Annotated in this window: 18 protein-coding genes; 11 read left to right on the forward strand and 7 right to left on the reverse strand. The window is 73.2% G+C overall.

All coding sequences use genetic code 11. The annotated features are described in order from the left end of the window. The first annotated feature begins 41 nt into the window (after positions 1–41). Both rox and ACIP64_RS13495 read left to right on the forward strand, forming a co-directional pair. Positions 42–1469: a rifampin monooxygenase gene (rox, locus tag ACIP64_RS13490; protein ID WP_401585152.1), complete on the forward strand. Its 1428-nt coding sequence runs from the start codon at positions 42–44 to the stop codon at positions 1467–1469. A 203-nt stretch (positions 1470–1672) separates the two neighbouring features. Beyond that, positions 1673–2920 carry a phosphodiester glycosidase family protein gene (locus ACIP64_RS13495; RefSeq protein ID WP_401585154.1) on the forward strand — a complete coding sequence of 416 codons (1248 nt, stop codon included), beginning with the start codon at positions 1673–1675 and terminating at the stop codon, positions 2918–2920. 46 nt (positions 2921–2966) lie between these two features. Here the strand turns inward: ACIP64_RS13495 and ACIP64_RS13500 are convergent, their stop codons facing one another. Beyond that, entirely contained in the window at positions 2967–4058 is a 1092-nt protein-coding gene (locus tag ACIP64_RS13500; RefSeq protein WP_401585157.1) for a MerR family transcriptional regulator, read from the reverse strand. Positions 4059–4339: 281 nt separating this feature from the next. Here ACIP64_RS13500 and ACIP64_RS13505 point away from each other — a divergent pair, with 281 nt between their 5' ends. Beyond that, entirely contained in the window at positions 4340–5119 is a 780-nt protein-coding gene (locus tag ACIP64_RS13505; protein ID WP_401585159.1) for a D-Ala-D-Ala carboxypeptidase family metallohydrolase, read from the forward strand. Between the two features lie 127 nt (positions 5120–5246). On the opposite strand, the gene ACIP64_RS13510 is transcribed toward ACIP64_RS13505, so the two are convergent. After that, a complete protein-coding gene (locus ACIP64_RS13510; RefSeq protein WP_401585162.1) occupies positions 5247–6131 on the reverse strand; it encodes a metallophosphoesterase family protein in 885 nt (294 codons plus the stop codon). 210 nt (positions 6132–6341) lie between these two features. On the opposite strand from ACIP64_RS13510, the gene ACIP64_RS13515 reads away from it, so the two are divergent. The 3 genes from ACIP64_RS13515 (at position 6342) to ACIP64_RS13525 (ending at position 8859) form a co-directional block, all read left to right on the forward strand. Then, entirely contained in the window at positions 6342–6764 is a 423-nt protein-coding gene (locus tag ACIP64_RS13515; protein WP_401585165.1) for a MarR family winged helix-turn-helix transcriptional regulator, read from the forward strand. A 148-nt stretch (positions 6765–6912) separates the two neighbouring features. After that, positions 6913–7359, forward strand: a complete 447-nt coding sequence (locus ACIP64_RS13520; protein WP_401585629.1) for a VOC family protein — start codon at positions 6913–6915, stop codon at positions 7357–7359. Positions 7360–7398: 39 nt separating this feature from the next. Next, the gene (locus tag ACIP64_RS13525) at positions 7399–8859 is read left to right on the forward strand and encodes a dihydrolipoyl dehydrogenase family protein (protein ID WP_401585167.1); all 1461 of its coding nucleotides are present in this window, start codon (positions 7399–7401) and stop codon (positions 8857–8859) included. Positions 8860–9227: 368 nt separating this feature from the next. Here ACIP64_RS13525 and ACIP64_RS13530 read toward each other — a convergent pair whose 3' ends face one another. Both ACIP64_RS13530 and ACIP64_RS13535 read right to left on the reverse strand, forming a co-directional pair. Then, complete coding sequence (locus ACIP64_RS13530) at positions 9228–11117, reverse strand: ABC transporter ATP-binding protein (RefSeq protein ID WP_401585170.1); 1890 nt, start codon at positions 11115–11117, stop codon at positions 9228–9230. A 101-nt stretch (positions 11118–11218) separates the two neighbouring features. Next, a complete protein-coding gene (locus tag ACIP64_RS13535; protein ID WP_401585173.1) occupies positions 11219–12115 on the reverse strand; it encodes a helix-turn-helix domain-containing protein in 897 nt (298 codons plus the stop codon). 190 nt (positions 12116–12305) lie between these two features. Between ACIP64_RS13535 and ACIP64_RS13540 the strand changes: the two genes are divergently transcribed. Beyond that, on the forward strand, positions 12306–13349 hold the full coding sequence (locus ACIP64_RS13540; protein WP_401585175.1) for an NAD(P)-dependent alcohol dehydrogenase: 1044 nt from the start codon (positions 12306–12308) through the stop codon (positions 13347–13349). A gap of 46 nt (positions 13350–13395) precedes the next feature. Here ACIP64_RS13540 and ACIP64_RS13545 read toward each other — a convergent pair whose 3' ends face one another. Then, positions 13396–14469, reverse strand: coding sequence for a sensor histidine kinase (locus ACIP64_RS13545; RefSeq protein WP_401585178.1), 1074 nt, complete (start codon positions 14467–14469; stop codon positions 13396–13398). Positions 14470–14471: 2 nt separating this feature from the next. Then, complete coding sequence (locus ACIP64_RS13550) at positions 14472–15143, reverse strand: response regulator (RefSeq protein ID WP_401585181.1); 672 nt, start codon at positions 15141–15143, stop codon at positions 14472–14474. 201 nt (positions 15144–15344) lie between these two features. Here ACIP64_RS13550 and ACIP64_RS13555 point away from each other — a divergent pair, with 201 nt between their 5' ends. Continuing rightward, complete coding sequence (locus tag ACIP64_RS13555) at positions 15345–16958, forward strand: SpoIIE family protein phosphatase (RefSeq protein WP_401585184.1); 1614 nt, start codon at positions 15345–15347, stop codon at positions 16956–16958. A 170-nt stretch (positions 16959–17128) separates the two neighbouring features. Here the strand turns inward: ACIP64_RS13555 and ACIP64_RS13560 are convergent, their stop codons facing one another. Continuing rightward, positions 17129–18586 (reverse strand): MFS transporter, encoded by a 1458-nt coding sequence (locus ACIP64_RS13560; protein WP_401585187.1) that lies wholly within the window; start codon positions 18584–18586, stop codon positions 17129–17131. Between the two features lie 318 nt (positions 18587–18904). On the opposite strand from ACIP64_RS13560, the gene ACIP64_RS13565 reads away from it, so the two are divergent. The 3 genes from ACIP64_RS13565 (at position 18905) to ACIP64_RS13575 (ending at position 21697) form a co-directional block, all read left to right on the forward strand. Further along, complete coding sequence (locus ACIP64_RS13565) at positions 18905–19483, forward strand: TetR/AcrR family transcriptional regulator (protein ID WP_401585190.1); 579 nt, start codon at positions 18905–18907, stop codon at positions 19481–19483. Beyond that, positions 19480–19758 carry a type II toxin-antitoxin system VapB family antitoxin gene (locus tag ACIP64_RS13570; RefSeq protein WP_401585631.1) on the forward strand — a complete coding sequence of 93 codons (279 nt, stop codon included), beginning with the start codon at positions 19480–19482 and terminating at the stop codon, positions 19756–19758. The genes ACIP64_RS13565 and ACIP64_RS13570 overlap by 4 nt, the downstream gene beginning before the upstream one ends. Positions 19759–20185: 427 nt before the next feature. Beyond that, positions 20186–21697 (forward strand): NlpC/P60 family protein, encoded by a 1512-nt coding sequence (locus ACIP64_RS13575; RefSeq protein WP_401585193.1) that lies wholly within the window; start codon positions 20186–20188, stop codon positions 21695–21697. Positions 21698–21803 lie beyond the last annotated feature (106 nt).

The following is a 21803-nucleotide window of genomic DNA, read 5'->3' on the forward strand; positions in this document are numbered from 1 at the left end:
TCCCCGGCCGAGGCCAGGACCTGCCTCATCTGGGGGATTTCGTGATCGACGTGATCGTCGCCGGCGGCGGCCCGACCGGCCTGATGCTGGCCGCGGAACTGCGCCTGCACGGGGTGCGCGTGCTCGTGCTGGAGAAGGACGCGGAGCCGCCCGCGTTCGTCCGCGCGCTCGGCCTGCACGTGCGCAGCATCGAAGTGCTCGACCAGCGCGGTCTGCTGGACCGCTTCCTCCCGCTGGGCAAGCGGCACGCCGTCGGCGGCTTCTTCGCCGCCGTCACCAAACCCTCGCCCGAGGGGCTGGACACCGCCCACCCGTACGTCCTCGGCATCCCGCAGCCCGTCACCGACCGCCTGCTGGCGGAGCGTGCCGCGGAACTCGGCGCCGACATCCGCCGCGGCCGCGAACTGACCGGCCTGAGCCAGGACGATCACGGGGTGACCGTGGAACTGGCCGACGGCACCCGGCTGCGCTCGCGCTGGCTCGTCGGCTGCGACGGCGGCCGCAGCACGGTGCGCGGGCTGCTCGGCGTCGGCTTCCCCGGGGAGCCCACCAGGGTCGAGACGCTGCTGGGCGAGATGGAGGTGACCGCGACGCCGGACGAGGTGGCCGCCGTGGTGGCCGAAGTCCGCACGCAGCAGCTGCGGTGCGGCGTCGGGCCGATCGGGGACGGGCTGTACCGCGTCGTGGTGCCCGCCGACGGACTCGCCGCCGACCGCTCGGTCCCGCCGACCCTCGACGAGGTCAGGCGGCAGCTGCGGGCGGTCGCCGGCACCGACTTCGGCGTGCACGCGCCGCGCCGGCTCTCCCGGTTCGGCGACGCCACCCGGCTCGCCGAGCGCTACCGGACCGGCCGGGTGCTGCTCGCCGGCGACGCGGCCCACATCCATCCGCCGACCGGCGGGCAGGGCCTCAACCTCGGCCTCCAGGACGCGTTCAACCTCGGCTGGAAACTGGCCGCGGAAGTCAACGGCTGGGCACCGCCGGGGCTGCTCGACAGCTACCACACCGAACGGCACCCGGTGGCCGCCGCGGTGCTGGAGAACACCCGCGCGCAGATGGAGTTGCTGTCCCCCGAACCGGGCCCGCGCGCGGTCCGCCGGCTGCTGTCGGAACTGATGGACTTCGACGAGGTGAACCGCTATCTGATCGAGAAGATCACCGCCATCTCCGTCCGCTACGACTTCGGCGAGGGCCATGAACTGCTCGGCCGCAGGCTGCGCGACGTCCCGTTGGGGCAGGGTCGCCTCTACGCACTGACGCACAGCGGCCGCGGACTGCTGCTCGACGGCACCGGCCGGCTCTCGGTCGACGGCTGGGCCGATCGCGTCGACCATGTCGCGGGCGCCAGTGCGGAACTCGACGTGCCCGCGGTGCTCCTGCGGCCGGACGGTCATGTGGCGTGGGTGGGCGAGGACCAGGAGGAACTGCTCCGCGTACTGCCCCGCTGGTTCGGCGCGGCCGCGGGCTGAGCGCACGGAGGGCCGGGAAGGGCACGGACCGTCGCCCTGCCGGAGGCCCGTGGACGGTGACCGGTCTGAACCACTGGTCCCGGGCCCGGTCCGCCAAGATTCGCCGCGCCGTCAGCGAACTGCCACCGGCCATTCCTCCGGGCCCCTTCTCATGGCCCGGACGGACATTCATGCGCCATGCGTGCAGATATGACGGGACATACATGACCAGAATGACAGGGCGGGCCCGTACGGCGGCCGCGTCCCTCGCGGCGACGATCACGATGAGCGTCATGGTCCTGGGCGCCGGGGTCACCCAGGCGGACGCGGTCGAGCGGGTGCGGCTGGCGGAGGACGTGACCGTCGCCCCGGGCATCACGTACCAGGCCTTCTCGGTGGCCGCCTCGCACGGCAAGGTCACCGGTCACGTGATCACCGCCGACCTGAGCGACAGCCGGGTCTCGGTCGGGATGCTGACCCCCGGCAAGGTCGCGGCGCGCGCGAAGCTCTCCCAACTGGTCTCGGCGCAGGGCGCGGTGGCCGGCGTCAACGCCGATTTCTTCAACATCGACGAGACGCAGCACCCCGGCGTCGAGGCGACCGGTTCCGCGGTCGGCCCGGCCATCGACAACGGTGTGGCGCTCAAGTCCGCCGTGCCGAACGGCCAGCGCTTCGGACCGGGCCTGGCGCCCGGCACGTCCACCCGTGATGTCATCGGCGTCGACTACAAGAACCGCGCCCACATCGACTCGCTGACCGTCGACGGCTCCATCAAGGGGCACCGGGACAAGGAGCTCGGCCTCGACGGGTTCAACCAGTACGCGATCCCGGTCGGCGGCATCGGCGCCTTCACCTCCCAGTGGGGCGACGTCTCGCGCAAGCGGGCCACGTGCGGCACCGACACCCTGCGGGCCGGCGCGTGCAGCACGGACGTCTACGAGGTGACCGTGCGCAACAACCGTGTGGTGTCCGGCTCGGACACCATCGGGGCAGGCGCCGTCGACGCCGACTCGGTGGTCCTGGTCGGCCGCGAGGCCGGCGCGGCGGAGCTGCGCTCGCTCGAGATCGGTGAGCACATCCGGGTCGACGAGGACCTGGAGTCCGCCGGCGGCAACCGCCTGAAGTTCGCGGTCGGCGGCGCCCCGGTGCTGCGCGACGGCAAGCCGCTCGCGGGCCTGGACAACAAGGCCGTGGCGACCCGGACCGGTGCGGCCTTCGGCGACGACGGCCGGACGCTGTACCTGCTGGTGCTGGACGGCACCGCGGAGAGCGGCGCCGGTCTGACCATCGCCGAACTCGCGGGCGTTTTCCAGAGCGTGGGCGCCGACAACGGTGTCAACCTGGACGGCGGCGGTTCCTCCACCCTCGTGACCCGTGACGAGGTGACCGGCAAGCCGGTCGTCCGCAACCACCCGACGGGCGGCGCCGAGCGCCCGGTCCCGGAGGGCATCGGGCTCTTCTCCCGCGCCTGACGTGGCGGCCCGGGCGGCGTCGCCGACGCCGCCCGGGCCGGGCCCGTCAGTCCTCCAGCCGGACCGGCATCAGGAGCGAGAGGGTGTCCTCCGCGTCGGGCCTGCGGATCGCCACCGGAGCGGTCGGGGCGCCGAACTCCAGGATCAGCCGGTCCCGGGCTCCCGCGGCCAGCGCGTGCAGCAGGAAGTCCCGGTTGACGGCGACGTCGCCCGTGTCCGTACGGTCCTCGCCGTCCTCTACGACCCGCACCGTGCCGTCGTCCGTCAGCGAGAGCACGACGATGTCGAAGGACACGCCGTCCTGGTCGCGCACCTCGCTCGCGCGGACGGGCCCGGCCTCCACCGCCGCCCGGAAGGCCGCGACGTCGACGAGGGCGCGCCGCCCCGCCGGGACGCGGACGAGTCGGCGGTAGTCGGGGAAGTCGTGGTCGAGGCGCCGGCCTGCCGCCTGGCGGTCCCCGGCCTCCAGGGCCACGCGGTCGCCGTCCACGGTGAGTCCCACGGACCCGCCGTCGTTCAGCAGCGCCCGCATCGCGTCGGCGAGCGGGGACGGCACGACCACCTGCGTGCGCGGTCCGTCGTGCCCGGTGGCGCCGGTCTGCGCGACCGCCATCCGGTACCGGTCCGTGGCCACGACGCGGAGCGTTCCGTCCTCGATGTCGAAGAGGACTCCGCCGAGCATCGGCAACTCGGGGTCGGTACTGACGGCGAAGCGGACCGCGTCCAACGCGGCGGCCAGTTCGGGCGCGGGTACGGCCAGCCGGGCGGCGGCGGGGGCACTGGACGAGGTCATGGGGTTCTCCCTGCGTTCGAGAAGGGCTCGGACCGCGGAGAACTCGACACGCGCGTCGGACAGCGTCCGTTCGAGACGGCGCAGATGCGCCGCGAGCAACTGCCGCACCAGGTCGGTGTCCTGGCCCGACCAGCCGGCCAGCACCAGCCGGATGTCCGCGAGTGGCATCCCTGCCCCGCGCAGCCGCGCCAGCAGCCGGGCCTCGTCCAGCTGTTCCGCGTCGTACCAGCGGTAGCCGCTCACGGGATCCACCCAGGCCGGGACCAGCACGCCGGCGCGGTCGTAGAACCGCAGGGCGCTCACGCCCAGTCCGCTGTCCCGGGCCAGCTCACCGATACTGCGCATCTCGCTCTCCACACCCGGAACCCTGGGCCCTTCACCAAGTCGAGGGTCAAGCGCCGCCCCTCCGGGACCGAACGGGGACGGTCCGCACCGTCCGGGGCGCCCATTCACGGCGAATTCACCGGGTGAGTCTACCCGCGTAGTGGTGAGTGTGTTGTCATGAACGCGATCTAGTCCGAGTGTTTCGGTCGTCCCATGACGCCGACGCGCCCGCCGGCCCCGGCACCTCGCAGGCGCCGGCCGCCCGACGTCCCCATGCTCCCCCGATCGAGGAGAGAAGGCTCATGAACACCGGAGAACACGCACCCCGCGGCCTGGACCGGCGCGCCCTGCTCCGCGGCGCGGCGGGCCTGACGGCCGCGGCCGGCATGGCGGCGGCCGTCAACCTGGCATCGGCGACCCGCGCCTCCGCGTACGGGTGGACGCGCACCCTCCAGCAGGGCGCGGCCGGCGCCGACGTCACCGAGCTCCAGATCCGCGTCGGCGGCTGGGCCGCCGCCGGCGCCAGCCAGACCTTCGTGGCGTGGGACGGCGACTTCGGCCCCGCCACGGCGGCCGCGGTCAGGCGTTTCCAGTCCGCCTACGGCCTCTCGGCGGACGGCATCGCCGGCCCGCAGACCCAGAGCGTGCTCAACAGCCTGGAGAGCGGCGACGGTTCGACCGCGCACTTCGAATGGAGCGAGTTCCAGTCCAACGACGGCACGGGCTTCGGCAGCGGCAAGATCGGCGCCACGCAGGTGAAGGAGAACGTGCGCCGGCTCATGTACAAGCTGGAGGCGCTCCGCAAGAAGGCCGGCAACAGCGCGATCACCGTCAACTCCGGCTTCCGCAGCGTCGCCCACAACGCCTCCGTCGGCGGCGCCTCGAACAGCATGCACGTCTACGGCGTCGCCGCGGACATCGTGGTCGCCGGCCACTCCACCCTCCAGGTCTACCGGATCGCCGAGACCTGCGGCTTCTCCGGCCTGGAGGCCTACACGCACTCCTGGCAGCACGTCGACAGCCGCGTCCAGTACCCCTCCTACGGCTCCGGCTCGTGGTGGTGGGAGAGCGGCACCGTCTGACAAGGGGCCGGGGAAGTGAACGGCAGGTCCTCCACAGGGAGTCGGAGGGCCGTTCACCTCGCGGTCACAGCTCCGCCAGGGGGCCCCACGAAGATCGTGGCCGTTCCCGACCCCGCCCCCAGGGGCGTCAGGCGCCGGGCCGCAGCCGGTCGAGGACCGAGCGGAGCTGGTCGCGGTCGAGCTCGTACACCGTCTCGCCCGCCCGCGGGTCGCGTGCCTGGAGCACGTGGAACAGCGGGGCGTACGGACCACCGAGGTCGACCAGGGTCGCCGAGGCCCCGCGAACGGCCCGCTCGGTTCCCGGTGGGCCCGTCAGGTCGATGCGGCTGAGGACCCCCGGGGTCACCCAGACCGGGACGGACGCGAGGTGGCCGAAGAGCTGGAGGTGGAAGTGGCCGCACAGGACGAGTTGCACGTCCGTGCCGCGCACGGCGTCCGCCAGCTCTTCCGCGTTCTGCAGGCCCACGGCCTGCTGCACCTCGACGTCGAGGGTGACCGGCGGGTGGTGGAGGACCACCACGGACCCGTGGGGCGCGGGCGTGGCCAGCACCTCGCGGAGCCAGTCCAGCTGGCGGGCGCCGACCCGTCCGGGGGCCTTGCCGGGGACGAGTGAGTCGAGGGTGATGAAGCGGTGGCCGTCGATCGTGCTCACGGCCGCCCGCTCGCCCTCCGGGGAATCCACGACGGCCGAGGCGCAGTCGTCCCCGTCGGCGCCGATGTGGCCGCTCCCCAGGATCTTGGCGAAGGCGCCGCGCTCGTCGTGGTTGCCGGTGCAGAAGACCACCGGGGCCCGCTTGCGGGAGGCGAACGCGCACACCATCTCGCGCGCCACGGTGTACGCCTCCGGTGAGCCGTCGTCGGCGATGTCCCCGCTGACGACGACGGCTCCGACGCCGGGCACCGCTTCCAGGTCGGTGAGCATCCTGCGCAGCGACTCCCGGGCGTTGATGCCGCGGGCGTTCGGCGCGTCGTCGGGGCCGATGTGGATGTCGGACAGGTGAAGGATCCGCATTCCGGCCACGCTACAGAGCCCCTGACGTGACGTCACCGGCCCGTAAGCGCGCTTTTGGGTCGTGTCACCGGGGCGCGCGGGAGGGGGTGGCGTCCGTCGCCGGGTTGTCCTCTTGCGCCGTCAAGAAGTTAGGGTAAAGGAGTGTCCCCCGCAGAGCAGTCACCGCCGCCGCAGCCACTTCGCCCCCTCAGCGCGAGCGAGGAAGCCTTCGTGCGCGAGCTGAGCAGGGTGATGCTCGTGCTGCCCCGCGTGGTCGACAACGACCTGGTGCGCGAGGCGGGGCTGCCGCTCTCCGAGTACACGTCGTTGATGCACCTGTCCGAGGCCCCGGACGGCCAGTTGCGGATGAGCGAGCTCGCGGACGCGTGCAACCTCTCCCTCAGCGGCGTGACGCGGGTCGTCATCCGGCTCGAGAAGCAGGGCTGGGTGGAGCGGGTCAAGTGCGCCGAGGACGGCCGCGGCTGGAACGCCGTGCTGACCGACACCGGCCTCGCCCGGCTGGAGCAGGCCTGGCCGACGTTCCTGTCGACCGTGCGGCAGCACCTCGTGGACCACTTCGACGGCCATGACCTGGCCCCCCTCACGGCCGCGCTTCGGAACGTCGCCGTCGAGGGCCCCGAGCGCAACGTCTGATCTCCCGCACGGACTCCCGGTAGGACCGGTCCTCCGCACCCCCTTCCCTTTCATGCGTCACCTCCTTGACAGGTGACATTCGCGTCGGCCATGCTCGTCACCAGTCAGACCGGTGACACACCTCCTCACGGAAAGATGGATGACGACGATGGACCTGAAGCTCGAAGTGCTCGTTCTGCCCGTTGCCGACGTCGACCGCGCCAAGCACTTCTACGAGGAGGCCATGGGCTTCCGGCTCGACGTCGACTACGCCGACGACAAGGGCTTCCGGGTCGTCCACCTCACGCCCCCCGGATCGCAGTGCTCGATCCTCTTCGGCGACGACGTGACCACCGCGGCCCCGGGCTCGGCCCAGGGCCTGCACATCGTCGTCACCGACGTCGAGCAGGCCCGGGCCGAGCTCGTGGAGCGCGGGGTCGAGGTCAGCGAGGTCTTCCACGACGCGGGCGGCGTCTTCCACCACGCCGGCGACAAGGACCGCGTCACCGGACCGCACCCCGAGCGCGCGAGCTACGGCTCGTTCGCGGCGTTCAGCGACCCGGACGGCAACGCATGGGTGCTGCAGGAAGTGACCACCCGCCTCCCCGGCCGCTGAGCGGACCGTCGCGACACCGGAAAGACAACAGGAGACCCGATGACCGAGACCGAGACCGCGACCGGGACGTCCCGCACTTACGACGTCGTCGTCATCGGCGCCGGCCCGGTCGGCGAGAACGTCGCCGACCGGACCCGCGCCGCGGGCCTGAGCACCGTGATCGTGGAGAGCGAACTCCTCGGCGGCGAATGCTCGTTCTGGGCGTGCGAACCCAGCAAGGCGCTCCTGCGGCCCGTGCTGGCGCGCGCCGATGCCCGACGGATACCGGGCCTGCGGCAGGCGGTCGAAGGCCCGCTCGACGTGGCCGCCGTCCTCGCGCACCGCGACGCCATGGCCAACCACTGGCACGACGACGACCAGGCCGACTGGCTGGCCTCCGTCTCCGTCGACCTGGTCCGCGGCCACGGCCGGATCGACGGCCCCCGGCAGGTCGTGGTGCGCACCCCCGACGGCGGGACCGTGCGGTTGCACGCCCGCCACGCGGTAGCGGTGTGCACCGGCACCGGCCCCGCGCTGCCGGACCTCCCGCACCTGGACCAGGCCCGGCCGTGGACCAGCCGGGAGGCGACCAGCGCAGCCCAGGTGCCCGGCCGGCTCGCCGTCGTCGGCGGCGGGGTGGTCGCCGTCGAGATGGCGACCGCCTGGCAGGGCCTCGGCTCGCAGGTCACCCTGCTGGTCCGGGGGAACGAGGGGCTGCTCCCGCGCATGGAGCCGTTCGCGGGCGAGATGGTCGCCGACGCCCTCCGGGAGGCGGGCGTCGACGTACGCCTCGGGGCCTCGGTCACCTCCGTGGCACGGGAGGAGGGCGCCGGCGGGGAGGTGGGCGTCAGCCTCGCCGACGGCGGCACGCTGGCCGCCGACGAGATCCTGTTCGCGACGGGCCGGGCCCCGCGCACCGAGGCGATCGGGCTGGAGACCGTCGGCCTCACCCCCGGGGACTGGCTGACCGTCGACGACACCTTCCAGGTCACCGCCGTCACCGGCGGATGGCTCTACGCCGTCGGCGACGTCAACCACCGCGCCCTGCTGACCCACCAGGGCAAGTACCAGGCCCGGATCGCCGGCGCCGTGATCGCGGCGCGGGCAAAGGGCGAACCGGTGGACGCCCGCCCCTGGGGCCCGCACACCGCGACCGCCGACACCGTGGCCGTGCCGCAGGTGGTCTTCACCGACCCGGAGGTCGCGGCGGTCGGCCTGACCACGCAGGAGGCCCGGCGCACCGGACGCCGGGTGACCGTCGTGGACCACGACTTCTCGGCGGTCGCCGGTGCGCACCAGTACGCAGAGGGATACCGCGGCAAGGCGCGCATGCTGGTCGACACCGAGCGCGGCACCGTGGCCGGGGTCACCTTCGTCGGCCCCGGCGTCGGCGAACTGCTGCACTCGGCCACCGTCGTGGTGACCGGCGAGGTGCCGGTGGACCGGCTCTGGCACGCCGTCCCCCCGTTCCCGACCATCAGCGAGGTCTGGCTCCGCCTCCTGGAGACCTACCGCGGATAACGGCTCCCCTTCCGGGGTCCTCCGGCTGAGGTGGTGCCGCGCACGCGCGGTGCCCGTCGGGTGGGGTGCCGCGCTGTTGCCGCGGGTCGATGCCGGCCCCCGCCCGGGTTCTCCGTGCCGGGCGGGGGCTTCGGGGTTCCCTGACAGTCCGGGGAGGGCTTTGGGGCCCTGCCGTGGCGAGGCGCCCGGCGCCGCTCTGGTTCCGGCTGCTGGGCGGAGGCTTCATGCGGAGTGGGATGCCCGGCCGGGGCCCGGCGGAGCTCCGCGCACGTGGCTTCCCGCCGGGTGGGGCGCCGCCCGCGGGCCGGGCGGGCGCCCGAGGTCTGCCACGGGTGGGCCCCCGCAGGGGAGAGGCGAACGAACCGGGGTCAGGCGATGCCGGCCGGCTCCGCGTCGTCGTCCGTGCTGAACTGCGTGCGGTGGAGTTCCGCGTAGCGGCCCCCCGCCGCCAGCAGTTCGGTGTGCGTGCCGCGTTCGACGATGCGGCCGTCCTCGACCACCAGGATCAGGTCGGCGGCCCGCACGGTCGACAGGCGGTGGGCGATGACGACGGCGGTGCGGTCCTCCAGGGCCTCGTTCAGGGCCTCCTGGACCGCCGCCTCGGAGGTGTTGTCGAGGTGGGCCGTGGCCTCGTCGAGGATGACGACCCGCTGCCCCGCCAGGAGCAGCCGGGCGATGGTCACGCGCTGCCGCTCGCCGCCGGAGAGCCGGTACCCGCGCTCGCCCACCACCGTGTCCAGCCCGTCGGGGAGTTCGGTCACGAGGTCCGCCAGCCGGGCCCGGCGCAGGACCTCCCACAGCTCGTCCTCACCGGCCTCCGGCCTGGCCAGCAGCAGGTTCGCGCGGATCGTGTCGTGGAAGAGGTGGCCGTCCTGGGTGACCATGCCGACCGTGGCGCGGATTGAGGCCGCGGTCAGGTCGCGCACGTCGACACCGCCGACGCGCACCGCGCCCTCGTCCACGTCGTACAGCCGCGGCAGCAGCTGCGCGATGGTCGACTTCCCCGCGCCCGACGAGCCGACCAGCGCCAGCGTGCGGCCCGCCTCGGCGCGGAAGGAGATGCCGCGCAGCACCTCGCCGCCCGCGCGGGTGTCGAGGCTCGCGACCTCCTCCAGGGAGGCGAGCGAGACCTTGTCGGCGGACGGGTAGCCGAAGCGCACGTTCTCGAACTCGACCGCGAGCGGTCCCTCCGGCACCTCGCGGGCGTCCGGCTTGTCGGCGATGAGCGGCTTCAGGTCGAGGATCTCGAAGACCCGCTCGAAGCTGACCAGGGCGCTCATGGTGTCGACCCGCGCGCCCGCCAGGGCCGTCAGCGGGGCGTAGAGGCGGGTGAGGAGCAGGGCGAGCGTGACCACGGAACCGGCTTCGAGGGCGCCGGTGAGCGCGTAGTGGCCGCCGAGTCCGTAGACCAGCGCCAGCGCGAGGGCGGAGACCAGGGTGAGCGCCGTGATGAACGCCGACTGCGCCATGGCGGTGCGCACCCCGATGTCCCGTACGCGGCGCGCCCGTTCGGCGAACTGCGCGGACTCGTCGGCGGGCCGGCCGAAGAGCTTGACGAGCGTCGCGCCGGGGGCGGAGAAGCGTTCGGTCATCTGGGTGCCCATCGCGGCGTTGTGCGCGGCGGCCTCCCGCTGGAGGCGGGCCATGCGGGTGCCCGTACGCCGTGCCGGTACGACGAATACCGGCAGGAGCACCAGGGCGAGCAGGGTGACCTGCCAGGACAGGGCGAGCATGACGCCGAGCGTGAGCAGCAGGGTGACCAGGTTCCCGACGACCCCGGACAGGGTGTTGCTGAACGCCCGCTGGGCGCCGATCACGTCGTTGTTGAGCCGGCTGACGAGCGCGCCGGTGCGGGTGCGGGTGAAGAAGGCGACGGGCATGCGCTGGACGTGGTCGAACACGGCGGTGCGCAGGTCGAGGATCAGGTTCTCGCCGAGGTTCGCGGACAGCCAGCGGTTCAGCAGCCCGAGACCGGCCTCGGCGAGCGCGATGACGGCGATGAGCACCGCCAGGGTGGGGACCCGTCCGGAGCGGTCGCCGGAGACGATCGCGTCCACGACGCGTCCCGCCAGGATCGGCGTCGCGACCGCGAGCAGCGCGGTGACCACGCTGAGCAGGACGAACCACGCGATGTGGCGGCGGTGCGGCCGGGCGAACGCCGCGACGCGCCGCAGTGTGTCGCGGGCTAGGGGGCGACGGTCCGTCGTGGCGTTCATGACGCTGTGCAACTGCATCCAGGCGGTGGTCTCCATGCTCATGTACGGACCGTAGAACCTCGACCGCCGTCGAGGTCAAGGAAACGGCCGGAAGGAGTCCCTCCGTACGGGGGCGCGGGTCCGACGGGCCGAGGGCCCCGGGCTCACGCCGAGGGCACCCGGCGCGTGGCGTCGGCGCCCCAACTGGCCAGCAGGCGCAGTGACTCCGCGGCCGGCGACCCCTGCTCGGCGTGGAACGTCACGAGGGTCATGTACGCGTCGTCCGCGAGCCGGAACTGCTCGAAATTCAGCTGGAGGTCACCGACCAGCGGATGGTGCAGGCGCTTGACGCCGTGGCTCTTCTCCTTGACGTTGTACAGCGCCCACAGGCGGCGGAACTCCTCGCTCCTGACGGAGAGCTCACCGACCAGGGCGGACAGTTTCGCGTCGTCGGGGCAGTGGCCGGCGTCCATGCGCAGCGCGCACACGATGTCGATCGCCTTCTGCTCCCAGTCGACGAACAGGTCGCGGTACTCGGGACGCAGGAACACCAGCCGCGCCCAGTTGCGCTCGGCGGGGGGCAGCTCCGACCAGTCGCCGAAGAGGGCGGCCGCCGCGCGGTTCCAGGCCAGGATGTCGGAGCGCCGTCCCACGATGTACGCCGGGACGCCCTGCATCGAGTCCAGCAGCTGCCACAGCGCCGGCCGGGCCTGCGGCTGCCGCGCCACCGGCTTCTTCTTGTGCGGCTTCGGCTTCACCAGATGCGTCAGGTGCGCGTACTCGGCGTCCGTCAGATGCAGCGCGCGGGCGACGGCGCCCAGCACCTCCGCGGAGACGTTGCGGCCGTTGCCCTGCTCCAGGCGTGTGTAGTACGCGACCGACACCCCCGCGAGCTGGGCCAGCTCCTCGCGGCGCAGACCGGGCACCCTGCGGTGCCGTCCGGCGACGGGCAGCCCGACGTCCTCCGGCTTCAGCCGGGCGCGCCGGGTGCGCAGGAACTCGCTCAGCTCGTCCCGCCGGGTCAGCGGCCGGCCGGCGGTTCCTTCGGGTTGCTGCTCCATACCACCAGTATCCGCGCCGTGAGCTGGTCGTACGCAGGGCAGCCTGACCCCGCCAGTAGTAGGCACGGCAGTCGTACGAAAAAGCGTGTGAACGCTGGTCCGCGCGGCTTGGGGCAGGCTCGGAGGTGCTGGAAGTCGTGCCCGCAAGGCAAGGCACCGGGCACGCAGACCACGAGGAGAAAACCCCCGCATGACGACTGTTGCTGCATACGCCGCGCCCGCACCCAAGGCACCACTGGAGAGGACCACCATCGAGCGGCGCGCGGTCGGCGAACACGACGTCCTGATCGACATCAAGTTCGCCGGTATCTGCCACTCCGACATCCACCAGGCCCACGACGGCTGGCGCCCCGGCATCTTCCCGATGGTCCCCGGCCACGAGATCGCCGGCGTCGTCTCCGAGATCGGCCCCGGCGTGACGGCGTTCGCCGTGGGCGACCGCGTCGGCGTCGGCTGCATGGTGGACTCCTGTGGGGAGTGCGCGAACTGCAAGGACGGAATGGAGCAGTACTGCACCGACGGCGGCCCGGTCTGGACGTACAACGCCACCGGCAAGGACGGCCTGCCCACCCACGGCGGCTACTCCGAGAAGATCGTCGTCCGCCAGGACTTCGTCGTCCGCATCCCGGACGCGCTGCCGCTGGACGTGGCGGCCCCGCTGCTGTGCGCCGGCATCACCACGTACTCGCCGCTGAAGCACTGGAACGCCGGCCCCGGCAAGAAGGTCGCCGTCGTCGGCCTGGGCGGTCTGGGCCACATGGGTGTGAAGATCGCCCACGCGCTCGGCGCCGAGGTCACCGTCCTGTCGCAGTCCCTGCGCAAGAAGGACGACGGTCTGCGCCTGGGCGCCGACCACTACTACGCCACCGCCGACGAGGAGACCTTCGGGAAGCTGGCCGGCACCTTCGACATCGTCCTGAACACCGTGTCGGCGGGTCTGGACTTCTCCGCCTACGTGTCGCTGCTGCGCAGGGACGGCGCGATGGTCAACGTCGGCCTCCCCGAGGAGTCCGTGCACCTCGACCTGAAGGCCCTGAACGGCCGGCGCCGGGTGATGACCAGCTCCAACATCGGCGGCATCGCCGAGACCCAGGAGATGCTCGACTTCTGCGCCGAGCACGGCCTCGGAGCCGAGATCGAGGTGATCCCCGCCGACCGGATCAACGAGGCCTTCGAGCGCGTCGAGGCCGGCGACGTGCGCTTCCGCGTCGTGATCGACACGGCGACCATCTGAGGCACCGGCAGGACCGCCTCCGGGACACCGCGGTACGTTGGCTCGCTCAACCGGCCGCGGCGTCCCGGCCCTCCGCGGAGTCCGGCGGGGCCGGCGGGATCCGCAGCGCGACCGTGGTCCCCTCGCCCGGCGCGCTGCGCAACGTCAGACGGCCGTTGATGAGATCGGCGCGCTCGCGCATCGCGGACAGCCCCATCCCGCGCTGGTACGGCGCCGGCCGGTCGGAGGCGCGCGCGGGGACGGGCCGGCCGCCGGCGGTGCGCCCGGACATGCCGCAGCCGTTGTCGGTCACGGTCAGCCGGGTCGCGCGGCCGTTGCCCTCCACGGTCACCACGATGCGCGTCGGCTCCGCGTGCTTGACGGCATTGGTGATCGCCTCCTGGACGATCCGGTACACCTGCGCCTGCGTCTCGGGCGCCATCCGCCCGCAGAGCGCGTCGCCGTGGGAGGCGACGTGCAGGTCCGTGCGGATCCCGAAGGTCTCGGACGTGTGCCGGCACAGCGCCTGGAGGGCCGGTTCGAGGCCGAGTTCGTCGAGCACCACCGGGCGCAGGTCCACGATCAGGTGCCGCAGGGAGACGATCTGGTTGCCGACCAGGGCCCGCGCCTGCTCGATGGCGCTGCTCATCGCGGCGGGCCCGCCGTCCGCGGCGGCGGAGGACAGCACGACCTGCACCGCGCCCAGCTCCTGGAGGGTGTCGTCGTGCAGTTCGCGCGCCCATCGTCGGCGCTCGCGCTCCTCCCCGTCGTGGCGGGCGCGCACCCGCTCCCGTCTCAGCTGCGTCTCACGGCGCGACGAGGCCCGGCTGGCGATGATCGCGTAGCCCGCCAGGAGCAGCGGGAACACGTGCAGCAGGTTCAGCAGCGGCTCCTGCGCCACCCGGACCATCCCGGCGACCGTGAGCATCAGCGCGACGGCGGTGGCGATCAGCAGCCAGATCCGCTGGCCGGCGGCGCACAGCGGCAGCATCAGCAGGTACGACGCGGCCGCGACGAGCGACAGCACCAGCTCCCAGGACACCGACCGGTCGGTGACCTCCATGACGACCGCGGCCGCGAGCGAGGCGGTGCCGAGCACCTCGAAGCCCAGGCGCAGCGCGGCCCGTCCCGGCCCGGTCACGGTCAGGCCACCAGTCCGCGTTCCCGGGCCACGGCGATCAGTTCGGCGCGGCTGTCCTTGCCGAGTTTGTCGCGGAGCCGGGAGCGGTGCGTCTCCACGGTGCGCACGGAGACGTAGAGGCGCCGGGCGATCTCCTGGTTGGTGTGGCCGAGCGCGAGCAGGGTGAGCACCTCGGTCTCCCGGTCGGTCAGCGGCTCCTCGCCGTGGTTCGGGAAACCGAGGTTCTCGACGGCCAGCCGCGCCCCCAGCGACGGCTGCACGTACGTCGCACCGCCGGCGACCTGGCGCACGGCGGCCAGCAGTTCGTCGGCGGCGGCCTCCTTGAGCAGATAGCCGGCCGCCCCGGTGCGCAGCGCCTCGCGGGCGTAGGCCGGGTCCTCCTGCATCGTCAGGACCAGGATCCTGGTGCCGGGGGAGGCCGACAGCAGGCCCGGGATGGTCGGCAGGCTGGACCGGCCGGACATGGTCAGGTCCAGCACCAGTACGCGGGGGTGGTGCTCGCGCACGGCGTCGAGGGTCTCCGGGACGGTCGCGGTCTCCGCGACGACGTCGAAGGCCGGGTCCGCGGCCATCAGAAGGCGCATTCCTGCCCGGACCACGAGGTGGTCGTCGGCAAGCACCACCGTGGTCGCGGCGGAAGGGTGCCTGCCGTCGGGGCGGCGGGGGACTTCCATAGGTGCAACGGTAGATCCGCGCCGGGGAAGGGGCAGCCCGCGCCGACGGCGTTGCGGGAGACCCGCAGTCAGGACTGCGGGCCGCCACGGATGACGACTGCGGACCCGGCGGGATGCGGTGGGACCGCCGCCTTGGCAGGCTCGTAGACAACGACTGAAAGCCGTCACAGCCGACGTACCCGTCCAACCGAGGCAACCGACATGTACCGCGTCACCGACCAGCCCCCGTTCGTCCCGCCGGACCAGCCCCAGTCGTACGAGGCGGCCCAGCAACTCGCCGACGCCGCCGTGCCCGCGGTGGCCGACTACGCCGCCGTGGAGGTCTCCGACGCCACGGTCAGCGAACGGGCGGCGATGTCCGGGCTTCCCGCGACGGTGCTCGACTTCCGGCGCGGTGCCTTTCGCGCGGTCCGCCCCGACGTGATGCTCCACGCGTACGAGGTCGGGGAGGTCAGCGAACTGCCGCCGCGCACCCCTTATCGCGCGTCGCTGGTCGACCTGCGGCCGCGCATCGTGCTCAATCTGCACTCCAGGACCGCCTGGCTGCTGCGCGACCCGGTGCGCGCCCGGCTGATGCGCGGCAGCCGCACGCACTCGGTCCTCGTGGTGCCCCTCGACGTCGGAGGTGTGCTGCTCGGGCTCGCGGCCTTCTACCGCACGGCGGGGTCGCCGGCCTTCTCCCAGGCCGATCTGCGGGAGGCGGGGCGGCTGGGCCGCCGGGCCGCCCTGCTCCTGGACCACGAGCGGCGCCGCCTCGTCCACGAGGCCGCCGCGCGGATCCTCCAGGAAGCCCTGCACGAGTCGGACGCACCGGCCGTCAGCGCGCTCGACGCGGTGCGCGGGCACGTCCCGGAGTCGTCGGCGCCCGGGTCCTGGATCGACGTCGTCCCGCTCCCCAGCGCCCGGGTCGCCCTGGTCACGGGCACGGCCGGGGGCTCGGGGGTCACCGCCACGGCCGGCATGAGCCAGGTCAGGGCGGCGATCCGGGCCCTGCTGCTGCTGGACATGAACCCCGGGGAGGTCATCGCGCGGCTGGGCCGCCGCGCGGGGGCCGCCCGCACCCCCGTGCACTGCCTGCTGGCGGTGTACGACCCCGTCACCCGCCGCTGCACGACCGCCTCCGGCGGTGACGCGGGCGCCGAACCGGCCTTCCCCGCGGAGATGTCCCCGCCGGACCGGGCAGGGGCGGAGGAGTGCGCGCCGCTGGCCGCGGCTCCGGTGGCGGAGTTCGACGTGCCCTCCGGGAGCATCCTGCTGCTGAGCTGCGGCACGGACGACGGGACGGGCTCGGCGCCCGTGATCCGCATCCTGCCGCCGACGGGCGACGACCCCGAGGACGCCGTGGACACCGCCGTCTCGGTCGGCCTGGCCGCCGGCGCGGGCGGCCGTTCCGAGCCGGTGCTCCTCGCGGCCCTCATCCGCACCCTGGACCCTGCGGACGTCGCGACGTGGGAGGTCCCGAACGACCCCGCCGCCGTCTCCGCCGCCCGGGCCTGGGCCGACGGCCAGCTCACCCACTGGAGCCTGCCGGAGCTGTCGTTCACCACCACGCTGGTGGTCAGCGAACTCGTCACCAACGCGGTCCGCTACTCCAGCGGCCCGATCCGGCTGCGCCTCATCCGCGACCGGGCGCTCATCTGCGAGGTCTCCGACGTCTGCAGCTCCGCCCCCCATCCGCGCCAGTCCACCCCCAGCGACCAGAACGGCCGGGGCCTGTCGATCGTCGCGCACCTCACGGAGGCCCAGGGCACCCGCTACACGGCGACGGGCAAGACGGTGTGGGTGGAGCAGAACATCCTTCCCGAGGCGGCCTGATGGCCCGTCCCGGCCGCCGGCGGCCGCCCGGAGCGGGCGGCAGCCGCCGCCCCCGCCCGCCCAGGGGACCCGGGCGGCCCACGGCGCGCGGCCGGTGCGCCGCGTACGGGTGAGCCGCTGCCGGCCACGGGGTTCCCGTGGCCGGCAGCGGCTCAAAGGTGCGCGCCGGGTCAGCCGCTGGTGACCGGCTCGGCCTCGGCCGTGGTCTGCGCCAGGGCCGGGGCGTCCGAGGCGCGGACGACGCCCGCCGTGGCGTGCCGGCCGTGGAGGGCCGGGACGAGGAGAGCGGCGAGAGACGCACCGAGGAGCAGGACGGCGAGCAGGGCGAAGCCGTGGGTGTAGCCGGAGGCGTAGGGGAGGCCGGAGGGCTGGAGGCGGCTGGTGACCAGGACGCTGGTGACGGCGGCGCCGATGGAGCCGCCGATGGTGCGGATGTTGGCGTTCATGCCGCTGGCGGCGCCGGTCTGCTCCGGCGGGACGCTGCGGACGATGAGGTTGGCCATGGAGGCGAACGCGAGGCCGATGCCCAGGCCGAAGATGCCGGCCGAGGTGGCGACCTGCCACTGCTGCTCGTGCCAGGCGGCGAGGATGCCGCAGGCCACCGCGCCGAGCGCGGCACCGGTGATGAGGAGGCGCTTGGCTCCGACGACCGGCTCGAGGCGGCCGCTGAGCACGCCCGAGAAGAACATCGCGATCAGCATCGGCAGCATCAGCAGGCCCGCCGAGGTGACGCTCGCCCCGAAGCCGTAGCCCGCGGAGCGCGGGGTCTGGACGAAGCCGGGGAGGAAGGACCAGAGCGCGTACATGCCGGCGCCGAAGAGGAGACCGGCGGCGTTGGTCGTCCACACCGCGCGCAGACGCATGATGCGCAGGTCGATCAGCGGGTGGCGGGAGCGGGCCTCGGCGAGCAGCCAGAGGGCGAAGAGCACCACCGCGGCGGCGAACAGCCCGATCACGCGGACCGAGGTCCAGCCCCAGTTGCCGGCCTGGCTCAGCGGCAGCAGCAGGGCCACCAGCCAGCCGGACAGGAGGGCGGCGCCGAGCCAGTTGACGCGTCCCTCGGCGCGGCTGGGCGACTCGGGGACGTAGCGGAAGGCTATGAGCGCGGTGATGGCGACGATGCCGACCGGGATCCAGAACAGCCAGCGGTAGTCGAGGGCGGAGACGATGGGGCCCGCCGCCACGATGCCGACGCCGCCGCCCGCCGCGATGACCGCGGACAGGTTGCTGATGCTGGGGCTGACCCGGCTCGGCGCGAACTCGTCGCGGATGATGCCGAAGGACAGCGGGAAGAGGGCGCCGCCGATGCCCTGGACGACGCGGGCGATGATCAGGACGCCGATGGTCGGGGCGAGCGCGGCGAGCAGGCAGCCGAGCGTCAGCACGACGAGGACGCCGACGAGGGTGCGCTTCTTGCCGACGAGGTCGCCGAGGCGGCCCAGGATCGGCGTGAAGATCGAGGCGGACAGCAGGTACGCCGTCATCACCCACGTCGCGGTGGACTGGGACGTGTGCAGCGCGTGCTGGACGGTCGGCAGGGCCGGGGCGATCAGCGACTGCAGCATGGAGAACACGCCCGCACCGGTCGCGAGGACCGCGAAGGTGAGGCGGGTGGAGCGTCGGGGCATGAAGGAGCCTCTCCGAATCCGGACAGGGCACGGCCGGGTGCGGATGCGTCCGGCAGCGATGTGAGCGGGCTGGTGGTACGGGATGGGCGGGCGGGGTGCGGGCCGCGTCGGGCGCGCCGGCGTCCGCCGGACGTCAGGGGACGGGCTTGCGTCGGTGCAAGGCCCGTAACGGGGCAGATCGATGCATATCGAGGCGCTGCCGGCGCGTGTGGTGACACGTGTCGTCGGAAGTGCGCCCCCTGCTGTTAAAGTGGAGGTACGCCTCCACTGTAGCGGAGGCTCACCTCCACTTCAAATGTTCCGGCCGGGGAGGCAGAAGTGACGGCGCAGCCGTTTCCCGTCAGCGAGATCGTCGCGGCCCAGCGCCCGCACCGCAGGGACGCCGCCCGCAACTACGACGCCCTGCTGGCGGCCGCCCGCGAGGCCTTCGCCGAGAACGGCGCCGAGGCCTCGCTGGAGGACATCGCCCGCCGCGCCGGTGTGGGCATCGCCACGCTCTACCGGAACTTCCCGACCCGCCGGCACCTCTTCGAGTCCGTCTACGCGGACGAGGTCAACGACCTGTGCCGCGTCGCCCAGGACGTCGCCGTCCTGGAGCCCTGGGAGGCGCTGACCTCCTGGCTGCGCCGCTTCGTCGACTACACCGTGACCAAGCGGGCCATCCGCGAGGCCCTCAACAACGAGTCCGACGTCTTCCTGGCCTGCCGCGACTCCATGTACCAGGCCGGCTACCCGCTCCTCGAGCGCGCCCAGAAGGCCGGCGAGGCCCGCACCGACTTCTCCTTCGACGACCTGCTCCGCATGGTCTCGGGCATCAGCTCCACCGCCTTCCCCGACGAGGGCCAGCGCGACCGCGTCCTGGGCGTCGCCCTGGACGGTGTCCGCACCGCGCGCTGAGGTGGGCTCAGAGCAGAACCGTCATCGATCTCGACGGCGACGCCTTGGAAGCCGCGGCCAAGGTGCTGGGCACGTCCACGAAGCGGGACACCGTCAACACCGCCCTGCATGAGACCGTCGCCCGCAACCGCCGGCTGAACGCCCTGCGCGATCTGCGGGATTTCGCGGACGAGGGCGCCCTCGACGTCGACCTCCTGCTGGTCAAACGTACCCGTCGCGCTGGGTACCGCCCGGTGAGTCCGAGGAGCGGGAGCAGCGGACGGGGGCCGGGCTGATCGCTCTGTGCGGCCTCACCGCCAAGGTGAACATCGCCGTGCCTGCCGCGGAGGAGGCGGGACTCGCCATGGTGCACGACGACCGTGACGTCGAAGCCGCGCACCACCGGGCGGCCCGTCCGGACACTCGGCCGCACGTAGCCGGCGGCCCCCGGCCGGCAAGCGGAACGGCGAGATCCGGACAAGTACGGCCGGAGGCGCCGGGGGTGGCCCCCTCCGCCGGGCACGGCGGTCCCCGCGAGGCCCGGCATGCCGTCATCCCCTCTGCCGTGCGGCCCGGTTGACCGCGCTCACCAGGGGTTTTCCGGTCGCGGGATCAAGAGGAAACGGGAAACCCCTGTCCGCGACGGCCCGTTGGAGGCCACCGTGAGGGCCGACGCGAGAGCGAGGCGGCCCGAGGCGCCGCCGCCCGAGGGGGGATCACCACATGAGAGCACGACGCTGGGGAGGCGGGCTGGTCGCCACCGTGCTGACCGCACTGCTCCTCGCGCTCCTGCCGGCCGCCGCCGCCCATGCGGAGGGAACCGGGGAGCAGAACTGGTGCGCGCTGCAGGGCATCGGCTCCGACGAGGCGCACCGTGCGGCGGACGCGGCCTGCCAGGAGTGGCGCAACCGGACGCTGTACACGTGGGGCGGCGGCCACGGTCCCGCGCCGGGCGCGAGCTACGGCACGCTCGACTTCCACGATCTGGCGGAGACCTGGAACGACCCGTTCACCCGCGGCTTCGACTGCTCGGGCTTCGTGCGCTGGGCCTGGTACAAGGCCGTCGGCCGGGACATCCTCGGCGGCGGCACCGCCCAGGACATGTACATCGGCGCGGGGCGGACGTACCAGGCGGTCCACGGCAGCGGCGGCGGCAAGCCGGCCGTCTCCGACCTGGAGCCCGGGGACATCGTGTTCACCGGGGTGGGCGGCACGGTGGGCAGCATCAGCCACGTGATGCTCTACCTCGGGGGCGGCTACGTCGTCGAGGCGTACCAGTCGCAGCACCCGGTCCGGGTCATCGACATCAACGCGCGCATCAGCGACAACCGCCTGGTCGGCGTCGCACGCATGCCGCAGGGCAGCCCGTTCACCGAGCCGCCCGGCTACGACGGGACGCTCCAGGTGACCTGGGGCACCGATGTCGCCGTGCGGCAGCACCCCAACAAGACCGCCGCGCTCGTGACCAGGCTGTCGGGCCCCGACCTGGTGTACGCCACGTGCCAGCAGCACGGGGAGACCGTCACCGCCGAGGGCTACACCAACGACGCCTGGACGTACCTGTCCAACCGCGGCGGCTGGATCAGCAACATCTACCTCAGAGGCCCCGCCTGGCTGCCCGAGGTGCCCACCTGCTCCGGCTCGGCCTACGACCCGCAGACCGGGTCCGGCGGAGGGGGCGACGTCGCCCAAGGCGGCGCGTACAGCACCTGGGGCACGGATGTGGCGATCCGCTCCGAACCGTCCACGACCAGCGGCAGCACGGTGGCGCGGCTGAGCGGCCCGACGAGTGTCGCCGTCAGCTGCCAGACGCACGCCCAGTCCGTGACGTCCGAGGGGTACACCAACGACGCGTGGTCCTACCTCCCGCAGTACGGGGGCTGGGTCACCAACATCTACATGCGGGGTGACGCCTGGCTGTCCGGCGTCCCCGCCTGCGACGGCAAGGGCACCTCGACCCCGGCGGGGGCGAGCCCGTACCGCACCTGGGGCACCGGGGTCGCGATCCACAGCTACCCGGCGGCGGGTTCGGCGGTGGTGGCGCGGCTGGCGGGCCCGACGAACGTCGCGGTGTCCTGCCAGAAGTACGCCGAGTCGGTCACGGCCGAGGGTTACACCAACAGCGCCTGGTCGTACCTGCCGGAGTACCAGGGCTGGATCACCAACATCTACATGCAGGGTGACGCCTGGCTCTCCGGTGTGCCGAGCTGCGGGGCCCCGGGCGGCGCGATCTGAGGTCCCCTCCGACCGGGATGCCGCGCGGTCACCGCCGCGCGGGCGTCCCGACCGCCACGGGCCGGCGTCGTCCCACCGCTCACGGGGGTGGTGGGCCGACGCCGGC

The organism is Streptomyces sp. NPDC088733, assembly GCF_044751185.1.
GTDB lineage: Bacteria > Actinomycetota > Actinomycetes > Streptomycetales > Streptomycetaceae > Actinacidiphila.

Bases quoted from the DNA above. Each gene is read 5' to 3' on its own strand.
- ACIP64_RS13510 (WP_401585162.1), bottom strand. From the start codon at position 6,131: ATGCGGATCCTTCACCTGTCCGACATCCACATCGGCCCCGACGACGCG.
- ACIP64_RS13555 (WP_401585184.1), top strand. From the start codon at position 15,345: ATGTACCGCGTCACCGACCAGCCCCCGTTCGTCCCGCCGGACCAGCCC.
- ACIP64_RS13505 (WP_401585159.1), top strand. From the start codon at position 4,340: ATGAACACCGGAGAACACGCACCCCGCGGCCTGGACCGGCGCGCCCTG.
- ACIP64_RS13540 (WP_401585175.1), top strand. From the start codon at position 12,306: ATGACGACTGTTGCTGCATACGCCGCGCCCGCACCCAAGGCACCACTG.
- ACIP64_RS13550 (WP_401585181.1), bottom strand. From the start codon at position 15,143: ATGGAAGTCCCCCGCCGCCCCGACGGCAGGCACCCTTCCGCCGCGACC.
- ACIP64_RS13575 (WP_401585193.1), top strand. From the start codon at position 20,186: ATGAGAGCACGACGCTGGGGAGGCGGGCTGGTCGCCACCGTGCTGACC.
- ACIP64_RS13495 (WP_401585154.1), top strand. From the start codon at position 1,673: ATGACCAGAATGACAGGGCGGGCCCGTACGGCGGCCGCGTCCCTCGCG.
- ACIP64_RS13535 (WP_401585173.1), bottom strand. From the start codon at position 12,115: ATGGAGCAGCAACCCGAAGGAACCGCCGGCCGGCCGCTGACCCGGCGG.
- ACIP64_RS13500 (WP_401585157.1), bottom strand. From the start codon at position 4,058: ATGCGCAGTATCGGTGAGCTGGCCCGGGACAGCGGACTGGGCGTGAGC.
- ACIP64_RS13530 (WP_401585170.1), bottom strand. From the start codon at position 11,117: ATGAGCATGGAGACCACCGCCTGGATGCAGTTGCACAGCGTCATGAAC.
- ACIP64_RS13525 (WP_401585167.1), top strand. From the start codon at position 7,399: ATGACCGAGACCGAGACCGCGACCGGGACGTCCCGCACTTACGACGTC.
- ACIP64_RS13520 (WP_401585629.1), top strand. From the start codon at position 6,913: ATGGACCTGAAGCTCGAAGTGCTCGTTCTGCCCGTTGCCGACGTCGAC.
- ACIP64_RS13560 (WP_401585187.1), bottom strand. From the start codon at position 18,586: ATGCCCCGACGCTCCACCCGCCTCACCTTCGCGGTCCTCGCGACCGGT.